The sequence below is a fragment of the Faecalibacterium sp. 9 genome, assembly GCF_048320955.1.
GTDB lineage: Bacteria > Bacillota > Clostridia > Oscillospirales > Ruminococcaceae > Faecalibacterium > Faecalibacterium wellingii.
Genome location: NZ_JBLWGB010000001.1, coordinates 602,126 through 615,932 on the forward strand (window position 1 = coordinate 602,126; position 13,807 = coordinate 615,932).

General features: G+C 51.6%; 14 protein-coding genes. 8 read left to right on the forward strand and 6 right to left on the reverse strand.

Features of this window, described 5'->3' with window-relative positions:
* Nucleotides 1–283: 283 nt before the first annotated feature.
* From ACKXF9_RS02795 to ACKXF9_RS02820, 6 genes are all read right to left on the reverse strand, one after another.
* Complete coding sequence (locus tag ACKXF9_RS02795) at nucleotides 284–2,176, reverse strand: BglG family transcription antiterminator (RefSeq protein ID WP_348584240.1); 1,893 nt, start codon at nucleotides 2,174–2,176, stop codon at nucleotides 284–286.
* 127 nt (nucleotides 2,177–2,303) lie between these two features.
* Nucleotides 2,304–3,815 carry a recombinase family protein gene (locus ACKXF9_RS02800; protein ID WP_418265233.1) on the reverse strand — a complete coding sequence of 504 codons (1,512 nt, stop codon included), beginning with the start codon at nucleotides 3,813–3,815 and terminating at the stop codon, nucleotides 2,304–2,306.
* Between the two features lie 94 nt (nucleotides 3,816–3,909).
* Complete coding sequence (locus ACKXF9_RS02805; RefSeq protein ID WP_020225665.1) at nucleotides 3,910–4,101, reverse strand: hypothetical protein; 192 nt, start codon at nucleotides 4,099–4,101, stop codon at nucleotides 3,910–3,912.
* A 69-nt stretch (nucleotides 4,102–4,170) separates the two neighbouring features.
* Complete coding sequence (gene mobV, locus ACKXF9_RS02810) at nucleotides 4,171–5,112, reverse strand: MobV family relaxase (protein WP_418265234.1); 942 nt, start codon at nucleotides 5,110–5,112, stop codon at nucleotides 4,171–4,173.
* A gap of 183 nt (nucleotides 5,113–5,295) precedes the next feature.
* Nucleotides 5,296–5,691, reverse strand: a complete 396-nt coding sequence (locus ACKXF9_RS02815) for a replication initiator protein A (protein WP_020225663.1) — start codon at nucleotides 5,689–5,691, stop codon at nucleotides 5,296–5,298.
* Between the two features lie 110 nt (nucleotides 5,692–5,801).
* Nucleotides 5,802–6,215: a cysteine-rich VLP domain-containing protein gene (locus ACKXF9_RS02820; protein WP_020225662.1), complete on the reverse strand. Its 414-nt coding sequence runs from the start codon at nucleotides 6,213–6,215 to the stop codon at nucleotides 5,802–5,804.
* A gap of 377 nt (nucleotides 6,216–6,592) precedes the next feature.
* On the opposite strand from ACKXF9_RS02820, the gene ACKXF9_RS02825 reads away from it, so the two are divergent.
* The 8 genes from ACKXF9_RS02825 (at nucleotide 6,593) to ACKXF9_RS02860 (ending at nucleotide 13,775) form a co-directional block, all read left to right on the forward strand.
* The gene (locus ACKXF9_RS02825; RefSeq protein ID WP_020225661.1) at nucleotides 6,593–7,072 is read left to right on the forward strand and encodes an imm68 putative immunity domain-containing protein; all 480 of its coding nucleotides are present in this window, start codon (nucleotides 6,593–6,595) and stop codon (nucleotides 7,070–7,072) included.
* Nucleotides 7,073–7,106: 34 nt separating this feature from the next.
* Nucleotides 7,107–7,907 (forward strand): helix-turn-helix domain-containing protein, encoded by an 801-nt coding sequence (locus ACKXF9_RS02830; RefSeq protein ID WP_020225660.1) that lies wholly within the window; start codon nucleotides 7,107–7,109, stop codon nucleotides 7,905–7,907.
* Nucleotides 7,838–8,266, forward strand: coding sequence for a hypothetical protein (locus ACKXF9_RS02835; RefSeq protein ID WP_226870598.1), 429 nt, complete (start codon nucleotides 7,838–7,840; stop codon nucleotides 8,264–8,266). The genes ACKXF9_RS02830 and ACKXF9_RS02835 overlap by 70 nt, the downstream gene beginning before the upstream one ends.
* Before the next feature lie 749 nt (nucleotides 8,267–9,015).
* Nucleotides 9,016–9,327: a PTS sugar transporter subunit IIB gene (locus tag ACKXF9_RS02840; protein ID WP_118529269.1), complete on the forward strand. Its 312-nt coding sequence runs from the start codon at nucleotides 9,016–9,018 to the stop codon at nucleotides 9,325–9,327.
* 17 nt (nucleotides 9,328–9,344) lie between these two features.
* Nucleotides 9,345–10,619, forward strand: coding sequence for a PTS sugar transporter subunit IIC (locus tag ACKXF9_RS02845; RefSeq protein WP_418265235.1), 1,275 nt, complete (start codon nucleotides 9,345–9,347; stop codon nucleotides 10,617–10,619).
* Between the two features lie 46 nt (nucleotides 10,620–10,665).
* Nucleotides 10,666–11,004 (forward strand): PTS lactose/cellobiose transporter subunit IIA, encoded by a 339-nt coding sequence (locus ACKXF9_RS02850; RefSeq protein ID WP_097774500.1) that lies wholly within the window; start codon nucleotides 10,666–10,668, stop codon nucleotides 11,002–11,004.
* A gap of 3 nt (nucleotides 11,005–11,007) precedes the next feature.
* Nucleotides 11,008–12,534 (forward strand): glycoside hydrolase family 1 protein, encoded by a 1,527-nt coding sequence (locus tag ACKXF9_RS02855; RefSeq protein ID WP_418265236.1) that lies wholly within the window; start codon nucleotides 11,008–11,010, stop codon nucleotides 12,532–12,534.
* Nucleotides 12,535–12,641: 107 nt separating this feature from the next.
* Entirely contained in the window at nucleotides 12,642–13,775 is a 1,134-nt protein-coding gene (locus ACKXF9_RS02860) for a M20/M25/M40 family metallo-hydrolase (protein WP_418265237.1), read from the forward strand.
* Nucleotides 13,776–13,807: the final 32 nt, after the last annotated feature.

Here is a 13,807-nt window from a genome sequence, read left to right on the forward strand (position 1 = left end):
TAAGCCATGGCTGCACGGTTTCTGCACGGTTTTTGCACGGTCGGTGTTTTCCATGTCCGATGATGTAGGGCGCTGTATTGCATTGCAATCAGTGCCCTTTTTTGCATCAGGTGAGCAGTGCCAGGCGGAGTTTTGCCTTCATTTCCGGGTCGGCATCTTTCAGTAATTCCAAAAGAGCTGTCATGGAGATGGTGGGTTCGCCTGCTTTGGCCCCTTTGGAAACCCATCAAAATAGAAAAGCCGGATGCCATCTTAAAGTAGATGACACCCGGCTTTTTATAGGTTACCGCATTTGTGCACAAAATTCTTCAAAGGTATTGGTTTTAAGCAATTCAAGGGTGCGGGATGTGGAGTTGAACAATTCCACGATCCTGTCGAAGGCGGGTTTAAAGAACTTCATCTCAGCTTCGGTAATGCCGATCATCAGAACGAAATGCACCGTTTTCTTTTTCCACTGAATTGGCATATCATTATGGATAACACAGATGAAGGAACGGTCGGCGTACTGATTGATGGCGTGAGGCACAGCCAGTACATCGGTGAAGGCGGTACTGGAAAACGATTCGCGCTGCAGAACGTCCTGTACAAATTCCTCTTTCGCATAGCCATGTTTGACACACTGTTCTCCCATGAAACGAATGTAGGCTGCGGCATCGGACAGACTCACGTTGCGGAAATACAGTTCTTTGTGCAGCAGGCTCTGCAAAAACTGGTGGGCACGGGCAAGTTCCCGCTCGGTGCTGATGGAGCTTAGCTGGGCGCGGATACTTTCACAGTTGGCTTTGGTCAGGATCGGGCTGATCTGCACCACATGCGGATGCTGTATGCCCAGCGGCAGGGTTGTCAGCACAAGGTCGCATTCCGGCTGACGGTTGAGGTACCGGTTCAGGGGCAGAACTTCCTTTACGATGATCTGGTTGGCAAAAGCAACATTGATCTCGTGGATCAGCTGCCGTGCCAGCATATGGTAGGACTCCACAATCACTACACAGGTGGCGTGTTCCCGGCTCTGCTTGTTGTTCTCCAGATAGGAACCAATGTGAAACGCAATGAATGCGATCTCGTCCTCGCTCACTTCGATATGGTAGATCTGCGCAAAGCGGTGTGCAAAGTAGACCGCCATATCGTAGACAGGGGCATAGTCTTTCTTGAACTGCAGCGCAATGGGATTGGGGTAGCTGATATGGAAGGCACATCGCTGCTGCGCATAATACATGTGCAGGGAGAACTGCAGGATATAGTCGTTGTCAAATTCCGGGGTGCAGTACCGCTGGGACATCATGGAAAGGATGGAAGCCACATTGTGGATGAACTCCGGGCTGATGACGCACTGGATATCCACGGTTTCGTGCTCCACCGAAAGGGCAATCAGCATCAAAATCTGTTTATAATCCCGCTCCGGGATGCGGATGCTGTATTTTTGCTCGAAATTTGCCGAGATCATGTCGGCCAGATTCACGATGTCTTCCCGATCCTGAGAGGATGCCAGCAGCTCGTCTACCGAGATGGGCGGTTCTTTGTCGTCCAGCTCATTGCCGATGTTCAGCCGGATGAGGATGACCAGAATATGGATCAGCAGATTATTCAGCGCAAAATCGTTCAGAAACAGTTTGGACTCCTGACAGGTCGTGAACAGCTCCTGCATAATGCCATCGATATCCTGAGAGGGAAACAGCTGTTCCAACGCATCTTTAGAATTGAAAAAGCCGTAGGTGTTGCGCACGGCAAGGCTGCCGATCATTTTGCGACGGTTCTGCTCGCTGCCACGCAGATAGAACTGGTATTTCTGAGATTCGATGCGCAGGTCGTATTCTTTGGCGATCTCTTTTACCTGTGGGATGACGGTATTCAGAATGGTGCTGGAACTGACATACAGGGCTTCCGCTTCGTCAAAAGCGTTGACACCCTCCTTACTGGTCAATAGATCAGAGAGCACCTTCCAGACGCGGGATTCTGCTTCGTTGGGCAAGGTGTCCAGACTGGCGGTATGGCTTTCCAGACGGTAGCCCTCCCGGGAGGAAGTAATAACGGCCTTGCCCTCCTCGTTGATGGCTTTGATGTAGTTGCGCACCGTCCGTTCACTGGTACCAAGCATATTGGCAAGTGCTGCAGAGGAAATGCTCTGCGATGCGTCGGATAAGATCTTCAGCAGCTGCGTGCGCTTATCGGTTTTCATGCAGAGACACTCCTTCTATAAAAATACAGGTGAAAGACAGAATAAAAATTCATATTATATAGTATAGCAAAGTACAGTTTACAAGGGACTACACAGGGTAGGTATCTGACGGGAGGGGTTCCGCCCGTCAGATTTTCCATGTGATATTCAAACTATCGCTTGTGGCGGCTATGGTGGTAATCATCAAATCCACCACACGCCGCTTGTCGTCAAAGGATACATCCTCCCAAGTGTCGAGGTAGCCGGAAATCTGGCTGACCTGTTCCGGGCTGATGGCTTCCACTGTCAACTCCGCTATCCTCGCCAGAAGTTCCTGCTTGCGCCCGTCCAGTTCCGCTATCTTCACATTCACATAGGAGAGCAGCACATTGTTTGCGCCCGTCAGACTGTCCACCAGCTTTTCAATCTCGCTGTCCACATGGAGAAGTTCCACTTGCAGGGCGGCGATTTTCGGGTTTGCCTTTGCCGCTTTCTTCCTGCCCGTCAGCGTCTTGTGCTTTTCCAGCTTTTTCACCATCTGCTGGTAAACCACCGCTTCCAGCTCCGAAGTGATGATTTTCCCACACCCGGCACAGCTTTTATTGTCCAGCCGCTTTGTGCAGCGGAGATATTGCTTTCCCACAGGATTGTTAATGCTCATAAGGGCATATCCGCAGTTTCCGCACTTGATTTTTCCCGCCAGCCATGTATGGGTTGCTTTCCGGGCAGACTGGATTTTCATGTTGTTCATCAGCTTCTTGCGGCAGGTCAGCCAGATGTCGGAGGGGACAATGCCCTCATGGGGAGCCAACACCAGCATTTGGTCTTTCAAGTCGTTCTTTTTGCTGGGCTTCACATCCCGCCCTTGATACAGATAGCAGCCATTCATGCCGGTAAAATCGGCAGCGTCATTGACAATGATTGTCCCTTGACTTTTGAAAAATTCGTACACATCAAGGTCTGCCCGCACATAGACAGGATTGCGTAACATCTGCGCCAGCGTGGGGCGTATTAGTTCCTTGCCGTTGAATAAAATTCCCTGTTCGGCAAAGTACCGGGTAATGTCCCCGTAGGAGGTTGTGGGCTGGGCGTACATCTCGAACATCAGCCGGATATTTGCCGCTTCGTCTGGGTTTACCACCAGCTTCTTTGTGTTGATACCGTCCATCTTGATTGGCTCTGTATGGAAGCCATAAGGGGCTTTTCCACCCATCTTAAACCCTCGCTGGCTGCGGGAATAATAAGCGTCCGTCACCCGCTTCTGTATCGTTTCCCGTTCAAGCTGGGCGAACACGATACAGATATTCAGCATAGCCCGCCCCATCGGAGTAGAGGTATCAAACTTTTCCGTAGAGGACACAAACTCCACATTGTATTGCTGGAACAACTCCATCATGTTGGCAAAGTCCAGAATGGAACGGCTGATACGGTCGAGCTTGTAAACCACGACCTTTGCTATCAAGCCCCGCTTAATGTCCCGCACCAGTCCTTGAAACTTTGGACGGTCTGTGTTCTTGCCGCTGTACCCTTTGTCTGTGTATTCCTTACAGTTCCCGCCTTTCAATTCGTATTTGCAAAACTCAATCTGGCTTTCAATGGAAATGCTGTCCTTTTTGTCTACCGATTGCCTTGCATAGATTGCGTCTATTCTGTTATTCATTTTGTCGCTCCTTTTCTTAAAAAAGAAACGGAGCTGCTGACAGTTCTATTATACCGCCAGCAGCCCCGTAAATCAACGATGGCTTCGGAAAACCTTACGCCCCGGCTTCCTCTTTCTGCCGCTTATCGGCATATTTGCGGAACACCTCATAAAGCTGCTGCTCCAGTTCCCGGCGTTTGGCCACTTCCTGTTCCGGCGTGAACACCGGGGAGAGGTTTTCCAGCGTGATTTCTTTTCCCTGAAAAGTCACGACCTCTGTTTCTTTTTTGTATCTGATATGCTCCATAGAACCTCCTGTATTCAATTTTCAAGGTACAATGCCGCACAGGGACGGCGTAAAAATCTGCTTATAAAATCACCTTTCCTTTGTGTGCCGCTGTTGCCGCTTCAACTCCGCCAGCACTTCCGGCGGGATACGGTCAACCAGCCGCTGTAAATTGTCCAGTTCGCTTTTCAGCTTTGCCCGTTCCATCGTATCTTTCATCTTGCCTTTTTCACTGGCTTTTGCCCTTGCTTCCAGCTTTTCATTTTCCGCTAACAGGTCATTGATTGTGACCTTGTATTTTTTCAGTTGCCCGGAGAAATTCTCCATCTGCGGGAACCACTTTTTCAGCATGGAGAGGGCTTCCTCTTTTTTCTTTCCGGCGTTGAACGGGGTAATATCGCCCAGCGTGGCTTCAATGGCTCTTGCCTGTTTGGAGAGATTGACCGCCTGCTTGAACAGACGGGTGGGGATATGCTTCCTGCCTGTCTTGCTGGCGCTTTCCCCACGCTCCAAGTCGGGATATTTCTCCACCATATAAGCGTGAAAATCGTCCTGCCATTTTGTGAGGTTGGCTCTGTTCCCGATAATCTCCTTTGCACACAAGCGGTTGCCCTCTGTCAGAGGGACAAAGACCAAATGCAGGTGGGGTGTTTTCTCGTCCATGTGTACCACGGCCGACACGATATTTTCCCTGCCTACCCGCCCGATGAGGAAGTCTGCCGCCCTCTGGAAAAACGCTTGTATCTCCTTTGGCGACTTCTTCTTGAAAAACTCTGGGCTGGCGGTAATGAGCGTATCCACAAACCGGGTGCTGTCTTTCCTTGTACGGCAACCGGCCTGTTCGATACGGTTTTGAATAAAATGATAGTACCTGCCCTCCGGCTTGACGATATGGAAGTTGTATTTGCTCCGGCTGGTGTCAATGTCGGGGTTGCTGGCGTATTGCTCTTTCTGCCGTTCGTGATGGGCTTCCAGCGGCCTTGCCGGGTTGCCCTTGTGTTTCTCAAACCGCAAAATTGCGTGTTGTGCCATTCTGCTCCTTTCCTCGTTCCATTCTTTTCCAGCGGGTTTCCACAGGGAAAATCCCGCCGAAACTATCTCTGATAGGATAGGAATGGATAGAATATAAATCAATCTTTTTATCTTTATATTTCTATATACCGTCCGGTTTCCGTACTTCCGGGGAGTGATTTCCATACTTCATGGGTATGGTTTTCAGTCCTCCGGCGTTCCATAACCGGATTTCTTGAAGTCGGTGTTTGGAACCGCTTCATAGGATTTTGGGTAAATGCGGTTGGGTTTTCCACAGCCCTGCTTCTGGATCTCCACCAGCCCCGCATACTGCAATTCCCGTAGGGTATTGACGGCTTTCTGCCGCCCACAGTGGAGCAGGGCGACTACCTCGCAGATTGGATAGTACAGGTAAATGCGCCCGTACTCGTCCGCCCAGCCGTTCTTACGGGACAACTCCGTCCGGCGCAGGATAAAGGCGTACAGTATCTTCGCTTCATTGGACAGGGGTGTGAATGTGGGGGCTTCAAAAAGGAAATTGGGCAGCCGGGTAAAGCTGACCGATTTTTCCGGCTGATGGATATAAATGGTGTTTGTCATATCGTGTTTGTGGACGGTTAGAAGCCTGTTTCCGGGGGCAGACGGTAGTTTCTATTGCCTGCCCCTGTTCTGTGCTTGCAAAGCCTTGAAAATCAAGGACTTTTCAGCCCCTAACTGTCCACACAAGACCTCCTTTTCCGTTCACTTTCTGTTTTCTGCCGCCTGTGAACTCTGGCGGCACAGCCGGGGCAGTATTTTGCCCGGTTGGATTTAGGGACGAACACACCGCCGCAGACCGCACAGCGTTTCAAGTCCTTATCCCGGAAAATCTCCGCTTCCAGCGTCCCGTCCAGCGGCAAGACCGCCCAGCGGAACCACTTACAGCAGACCGAGAAAGAAACCGTCTGCGGACAGGTGCAGGTGTCCCCATCGTCAAGGGGCATACAGTTCCCGTCCTCATAACAGCAGCACTCCCGGCGGATCAGGGCGTTTGCCTGTTTCCGCTGCGCTGGGGTCATGCGGTAAAGGGAACCGTCTTGCTTGCGCTCTATGGGCGGCAGTCGTTTATATGGGTTCTCTCTCATGTGTTTCCTCCATTTTGCTTTCCGTTGCCGCTCTCTCCGAAAAGGCTTCCTGCCCCATTCCTGCGGCGTGTTCCGGCGTTGGCACGCTCCCCACAGCTTCGGGACAAGTTGTCCCGAAGTGACCTCTGGACAAAGTGTCCAGAAATTGGCTTCTTGCGGTGCTTCCCCTGCCGGGGTATTCCTTTTCGGACGGTCATTCATTTTTCAAGGTGCAGCTCATCGATGAACTACCCTAAGTCTACACCTAAATGATCGCCCGTCCCGTATATCCGAAAGGTAGGAAATCCGCCCAAAAAACTGCCTATTTCCACGCTCTCGGAATTGTGATATAATAAAAAAACAGAACGACAAAGCGGAAGTGATAAGGAGGAGATAAAATGTATATTAAAAAATATTGGTATAACTATATCGGTGGCACAGACGATAGCCTGACCTTGGTGGACTACCTCTATGACAAAGGCAAAACTGAAATACCTCTGAGTGAGATATTCAATGATACTGGCCTTAGCAAACTAAACTGGAATTTCCATATCTCACCCAATTTAGAATACATTGATTCGGAGGGCCAATGTCACGAATTTTATTATGCTATTGATTTGGCAACTGATTTGGCAGCACTTATTCTTGAGAGTAAGAAAAGTGGTGGGTTCAATATAAAAAATCTGTTTGATGGGGAAAAACGAGATAGGTTTGTAAAAATCATAACTACGCCAGAGGAGGATCAAGCAATGAATCGGGCTTTAGCAGAGTTCTGTGCTTCTCCGCTCGAATATGATCTTCATGAAATGGTAGATGATGAAGATATGCTGGAAATGGCGAAAGACTGCGAAAATATCCGTAAGGAATTGTGCGAATAACTTCCAAATTATCAAGCAGACAAGGAGGGAGTGCATGGAACTATCCATACAAGAACGATTGAAAGACCTGCGTGTGGAACGAGGGCTGACGCTGGAACAGCTTGCGGAGGAAACTCACCTTTCCAAATCTGCTTTAGGCAGTTATGAGGGAGACAATCTCAAAGACATCAGCCACCATGCCCTTATCCAGCTGGCGAAGTTTTACGACGTGACCGTTGATTACCTGCTGGGACGCTCTAAAACAAAAAATCACCCAAACGCCGATCTTGCAGACCTGCGCTTGAGTGATGATATGATTGAACTATTGAAAAGTGGGCGGGTGGATACTTCCCTCTTGTGTGAGCTGGCGGTACACCCGGATTTCCCCCGGCTGATGGCTGACCTTGAAATCTATGTGAACGGAACGGCAGTCAAGCAGGTACAGAGCGCAAATGCCATTGTGGATATTATGAGCGCAACCATTATGAAGCAGCACAATCCCGGCTTGTCCGACCCGCAGTTAAGGCAGCTTGTCGCCGCCCATATTGACGATGACAGCTTTTGCCGCTATGTGATACAGCAAGACATAAACAAGATAGCCCTTGACCTGCGGGAAGCCCATAAGGACGATTTTTTCAGCGTTCCGGAGGACAATCCGCTGGAAGATTTCTTGCAGACCGCCGAGGAAACTGCCAGTCCAGACAGCGACCCGGAGCAAGCGGCTTTGGCGTTTATCTGTAAGCGGCTCAAGCTGAATTTGAAAAAGCTGTCCGAGGAAGAAAAGAAGTGGCTGAAAAAGATTGCACAGAAGTCGGACTTGCTGAAAAATCCAAACCCGCAGCGGGGGAGAAAATAGAGAACGAGAAATTGGAGGGAGTAAAGGTGCAGGAGGCAATTATAAAATTGAAACTTCTCGGTCAAATGCCAGACGCAGTGAAAGATGACCCTACAGAAGAAACCATCAACATGTATGACGAATTGCTCTCCAATGTAAAAACGCCATTGACAAGAGAAGAAGTAGGCGTATTGATTGACATTTTCCCCGAAGGTGGAATGTATGGAGTAGAGTGGGATTTGCTAAAATTGGTAGAGTCTTATTTGATAGAAGCGCCATCAAGTGAAGAGTATCGAAAATTGATTACTGCTTGTCCAAGTGAAGAATGGCGAGAAACTATGCAAGCCCGTTTAGATAATTGGGAAAACAACAAACAATAACTTGTTGGGGAGATAGCAAAGCCAGCCGAGCCAGTCAACGGTCAAGATGAACGGCGCATTTCATGCGCCGCCGTTGACAGCCCCGCCCGTCTTTGCTAATGGGCAATCAAGGCGGGAAAGCCCTAAAATGGCTTCCCGCCCATTTCAATTTTGAGAGAAAAATCCGTCTGCTTTTTCGTAAGTGTGGCTATCCGTCTGGGACACTTTGTCCCATAGTTCGGCGTAGGACGAGGGACGGGGGCATTCATATACGCCCTGTCTGCTGATGAAACCAGTCCTGCGCTTGCGGCTCCACGCCACGCAATCACAGCCCTGTTTTCCTGCCGTAAAAATGCCCTTGCCCTCCCCGGCGGCAACCGCATTTTCGCAGCAACGCCGACAGAGCGTATAACACACTACACTTTGCGAGCAAAGTCGTGTGCCAAGGGGCAAACCCCTTTGGAAACCCCTGACAACAAAACAGGCTGAATATCTCGCACTTTCCCGGTGCTTGATATTCAGCCTTTATTTGTTGTCAGCAGCCCCCGTTTCGTGGTCTGCGTGTAGTTCCTTGTAAACTGACCTAAATGGAAGAAGAAAACAAAACCATACTTTTTTCCGCCTTGTTGGAAAGATGAGGAATTTGCCGGAATCGGGGAAAAACTTTGTTTTGATTTCACAAACGGACCTGATATACTGGGCACAACGAAACCCGGAAGCTGTTCCGGAGAAAAGAATTGTTGCATTGGATATGGAAAGGAGCAATTGTTATGACCCGTATCTTACTTGCCTGCGGCATCGGCGCTTCCACCGGCTTTATGGCCGCCAACATGCGCAAGGCTGCAAAGGCTCAGGGTTTGGATGTTTCCATCCACGCTGTGAGCAAATCTCAGGTGCCGGAGTACGCCGACAAGATCGACGTGCTGTTGCTTGGCCCCCACTTTTCAGCCGAGGTCCCCAAGTATAAGGAGATGCTGAAGGACCACAATGTGAAGGTGACTTCCATTGATCCGGACGACTATGCTGCATTGGATGGCGAAGCCATTCTGGAGTCGGCCCTTGAGTTTTATGAAGAAGGTTGAAATGGGAGGAAAAAACTATGATGGAGAAGATTCAGGCGTGGATCGAGAAACATCTCGTTCCGGTCATTAACAAGATCACGTCGAACTTCTGGTTCGGCATCGTGGCAGATGCGATCCTGTACATTGTTCCCTTCTCGATGGTCAGTGCCATCCCGTCCCTGTGGGCCATCCTCCGCCGCTTTGTTCCGGTGCTGCCGGACATCAGCCCGCTGAGCACCTTCTCGTTTGGTCTGATCGGTCTGTTCGTGGTATTCGTGATCCCCTACAACTGCCTGCAGAAGATCGACAAGAAAGACCGCTCCATGATCGCAGGCTTTACCGGCATCGGTGCCTACATGATGTGCATGAACTTTCAAACGGTGGACGGCGGTTCGCTGGTTTCCATGAACAAGTTCGGCGCAGGCGGTATGTTCACTGCTATGGTGGTCGGTCTGATGGTGGCTGTCATCTACAAGCTGCTGGCCAAGTATTCCTTCTTTGGTGAGGACAGTGTGATCCCCGACTTTGTTAAGAACTGGTTCGACAACATCGCGGCCATCCTCATCAGCCTGACCATTGCCTATCTGTTCACCTATGTTGCAAAGATCGATGTGTTTGCCATGGTGCAGGTCCTCATGAAGCCGGTTACCAGCTTTGCACAGAGCGCACCTGGCGTCATTATAATCGTGTTCCTGCAGAATGTGTTCTACTTCTTCGGTGTCTCCGGCTGGGTGTTTACCCCTGTTACCCGCAGCATTACTCAGGCTGCTATTGCTGAGAATGCAGAACTGGTAGCTGCCGGCCTTGCGCCCAAGAATATCTACGCTTACGGTTTCAGCCGCTATCACCACATCGGCGGTCAGGGCGCTACCCTTCCGCTGGCACTGTTCATGCTGCGTGCAAAATCCAAGAAGTTCCGCCTGCTGGGCAAGGCTACGCTGGTGCCCTCCATCTTCAACATCAACGAGCCTTTGCAGTACGGCGCAGTCGTCGGCAACCCCTTTATGCTGATCCCCACCGTGCTCATCGCCATCATCCTGCCCGGCTTCTCCTACCTGTGGTTCACCATGGGCTGGGGCACCATCAACTATGTCAACTTCGATATGAACTTTGCCCCCAACGCCGTGTCTGCCTTCTTCATGTCCGGCGGCGACTGGCGCAACGTTCTGCTGGTTTGCATCAACTTCGTGCTTGCTGCGCTGATCTGGTATCCGTTCTTTAAGGCTGCGGACAAGGCAGAATGCAAGAAGGAAGCCGAGCGCGAAGCCGCCAAGGCTGCCAAGAAGGCTGCCAAGGCTGCGGCAAAGGCATAATTGTTTCGAGTAAGATAAGAGGAAAATGAGGGAGAGGCAACATCCTATGGAAGAAAACGAAAAGCGCGATATCAATATGGTGGCGATGGAAGTCATCATGAACGCAGGCGATGGCCGCGACAAGATCGACGAAGCACTGGCCGCTATGGCCGAGGGCAAGCTGGACGAGGTGGACAAGCTGCTGGAAGAGGCAGAAGCTCTGATCGTCAAAGCCCATAACGCCCAGACCGAGGTCATTCAGAGTCAGGTCAGCGGTGAGAGCATGGAGTACTCCCTGCTGTTCGTCCATGCGCAGGATACGGTCATGACCATCACTACCGAGCTGCGCATGACCCAGAAACTGCTGCCCATCGTCAAGATGCTGCTGAACAAGAAAGGAGACTGAACCATGGCAAAGGCATTCCCGGAAGGATTCCTCTGGGGCGGCTCCACCGCCGCCAACCAGATCGAAGGCGCATGGAACGAGGGCGGTCGAGGCCCGGCTACTTCAGACTTCGCCCGCCTGATCACCAAACAGATCCGTGATACCGAGGGCACCTTTGATGTGCATGTGCCCCACAATGCAGCCTCCAAGGAAATGGTGGAGGACATGAAGGCTCACCCGGAAAATTGGGAGCTGCCCAAGCGCCGCGGCATCGATTTCTATCATACCTATAAGGACGACATTAAATTGTTCGCCGAGATGGGCTTCAAGGTGTTCCGCATGAGCATCAGCTGGAGCCGCATCTTCCCCAACGGTGATGATGCCATCCCCAATGAAGAGGGCCTGAAGTTCTACGATGCAGTGTTCGACGAGCTGCACAAGTACGGCATTGAGCCGCTGGTCACCCTGTCCCATTTTGATACTCCGCTGCATCTGGCCGAGGAGTACGGCGGCTTCCGCAGCCGCCACACCGTAGAGGCCTTTGAAAAGTATGCCGAGACGGTCATCCGCCGCTACAAGGGCAAAGTCAAGTATTGGCTCACCTTCAATGAGATCAACAATGTGCTGTCCAACCCCTTTACTAGCAGCGGCGTCATCTTTGACGGCGCACCGGAACCCAGCAGCTGCAACCCCTATCTGGGCCACTGGCAGGAGAAGTTCCAGGCTGTGCACAACCAGTTCGTGGCAAGCGCTCTGGCAACGAAAAAGCTGCACGAGATCGACCCGGATGCCAAGATGGGCAACATGCTCTGCCGTCTGGAGAACTACGCCGAGTCCCCGAAGCCCGAGGATCAGCTGCAGGTCATGTTCGAGGATCACTTCAACTGGTTCTTCACCGATGTGCAGGCCACCGGCGAGTATCCCTACTACATGCAGCGCTTCTTTGATGAGAACAACATCCACATCGAGATGGGCAAGGATGACATGAAGATTCTCAAAGAGGGTGCTGTGGACTTCATCACCATCAGCTACTACATGACCTACATCATGCGCTATAAGGGCAGCCCGGTGCCGCAGCCCACCGGCCGTCTGGTGTCCGATATCAAGAACCCCTACCTGCCTAAGACCGAGTGGGGCTGGACCATCGACCCCATCGGCTTCCGCATCACCCTGAACCGCATTTATGACCGCTACCACAAGCCCATCTTCATTTCCGAGAACGGTCTGGGCGCTGTGGATCACTTTGATGAAAAGGGGCAGATCCAGGACGACTACCGCATCGACTACATGCGCGCCCATGTGGAGCAGCTGCGGGAGGCGATCGCAGATGGCGTGGACGTGTTCGGCTACGCATGGTGGGGCCCCATCGACCTGATCTCTTCCGGCACTTCCGAGATGACCAAGCGCTACGGCATGATCTATGTGGATCAGGATGACTACGGCAAAGGCACCGGCAAGCGCCTGCGCAAGAAGTCCTTCTACTACTATAAAAAGCTCATTGCTTCCAACGGCGCGGATCTGGAAAATGATGTGACGATCCCCGAAGAATAACCTGCATAACCGGAGACCCCCATTCTGCAAAGGAGCAGAGCTGACCAACCACAGCTCTGCTCCTTTTTTGCGGTGGTACGGCTGCTATGTGAAACGGAGGAAACTGTATGATCGAAAAAGAAGAGCTGGATCGGTTTATAGCGTCCTGCAAGGATGAACAGGCAGAACTGCTCATGACGCTGGGCCGCATCCCGGCCCCCAGCCACCACGAGGAAAAGCGCGCTGCGTTCTGCAAAAAGTGGTTCGAGCACGAGGGCTGCAACGAGGTGTGGATCGATGAAGCCCAAAACGTGATCTGCAAGTTCAACTGTGATCGGTACGATGAGATCACCGTGATGATGGCTCACATGGACGTGGTGTTCAATGACACGGAAGAACTGCCCATGCGCCGGGACGGCGACATCCTGCGGGCACCCGGCATCGGCGATGACACTGCCAATCTGGTGAACCTGATGCTGGCCACCCGCTTTCTGGTGCAGCACAAAGACCGGCTGCACACCGGTTTGATGATCGTGGCCAACAGCTGCGAAGAAGGTCTTGGCAACCTGAAGGGCTGCAAGGAGATCTTCAATAACTACGGCGACCGTATCAGGAGGTTTTATTCCTTCGACGGTTATATGTCCCAGTGCACCAGCATCGCCGTAGGCTCCCACCGCTACCGGATGCAGGTGCAGTGTCCCGGCGGGCACTCCTATCTGGACTTCGGCAAAGACAACGCGATTCAGGTCGCTGCCGAGATCATTCACGAGCTGTACCGGATCACCCCGCCGCAGCAGGAATACACCACCTACAATGTGGGCCGCATTGAGGGCGGCAGCACAGTCAATTCCATTGCACAGGAAGTTACCCTGCTGTACGAGTACCGCTCTGCCAGTGAAGCGTGCCTGCAGATCATGAAGGGGGAACTGAACCGGGTGGTGAATGAATTCCGCGCCAAGGGCAAAAAGATCAATCTGGAAGTGCTGGGCGTTCGCCCGGGCTGCGGCGATGGAGACAAGACCGAGCTGAAAAAGTGGACATCAGAAAACGCCGCCTGCATCCGGCAGTATTATGAGGGCGAACTGGATCTTGGTCCCTATTCCACCGATGCCAACATTCCTCTCTCGCGCAATGTTCTGGCCAATACCATTGGCACCGTAAAAGGTGCCGGTGCCCACACCCGTGCCGAGTGGGTAGACCTGAAAAGTCTCCCGGCAGGACTTGGCATCGTATTGAGCCTGATGAACCGATATCTGGATTAAAAAGCAAAATGTCCGCCCACTGTGGCTTTTCC

Coding starts and splice junctions, on each gene's coding strand:
- ACKXF9_RS02795 (WP_348584240.1), bottom strand. CDS start 2,176: ATGAAAACCGATAAGCGCACGCAGCTGCTGAAGATCTTATCCGACGCA.
- ACKXF9_RS02800 (WP_418265233.1), bottom strand. CDS start 3,815: ATGAATAACAGAATAGACGCAATCTATGCAAGGCAATCGGTAGACAAA.
- ACKXF9_RS02805 (WP_020225665.1), bottom strand. CDS start 4,101: ATGGAGCATATCAGATACAAAAAAGAAACAGAGGTCGTGACTTTTCAG.
- mobV (WP_418265234.1), bottom strand. CDS start 5,112: ATGGCACAACACGCAATTTTGCGGTTTGAGAAACACAAGGGCAACCCG.
- ACKXF9_RS02815 (WP_020225663.1), bottom strand. CDS start 5,691: ATGACAAACACCATTTATATCCATCAGCCGGAAAAATCGGTCAGCTTT.
- ACKXF9_RS02820 (WP_020225662.1), bottom strand. CDS start 6,215: ATGAGAGAGAACCCATATAAACGACTGCCGCCCATAGAGCGCAAGCAA.
- ACKXF9_RS02825 (WP_020225661.1), top strand. CDS start 6,593: ATGTATATTAAAAAATATTGGTATAACTATATCGGTGGCACAGACGAT.
- ACKXF9_RS02830 (WP_020225660.1), top strand. CDS start 7,107: ATGGAACTATCCATACAAGAACGATTGAAAGACCTGCGTGTGGAACGA.
- ACKXF9_RS02840 (WP_118529269.1), top strand. CDS start 9,016: ATGACCCGTATCTTACTTGCCTGCGGCATCGGCGCTTCCACCGGCTTT.
- ACKXF9_RS02845 (WP_418265235.1), top strand. CDS start 9,345: ATGATGGAGAAGATTCAGGCGTGGATCGAGAAACATCTCGTTCCGGTC.
- ACKXF9_RS02850 (WP_097774500.1), top strand. CDS start 10,666: ATGGAAGAAAACGAAAAGCGCGATATCAATATGGTGGCGATGGAAGTC.
- ACKXF9_RS02855 (WP_418265236.1), top strand. CDS start 11,008: ATGGCAAAGGCATTCCCGGAAGGATTCCTCTGGGGCGGCTCCACCGCC.
- ACKXF9_RS02860 (WP_418265237.1), top strand. CDS start 12,642: ATGATCGAAAAAGAAGAGCTGGATCGGTTTATAGCGTCCTGCAAGGAT.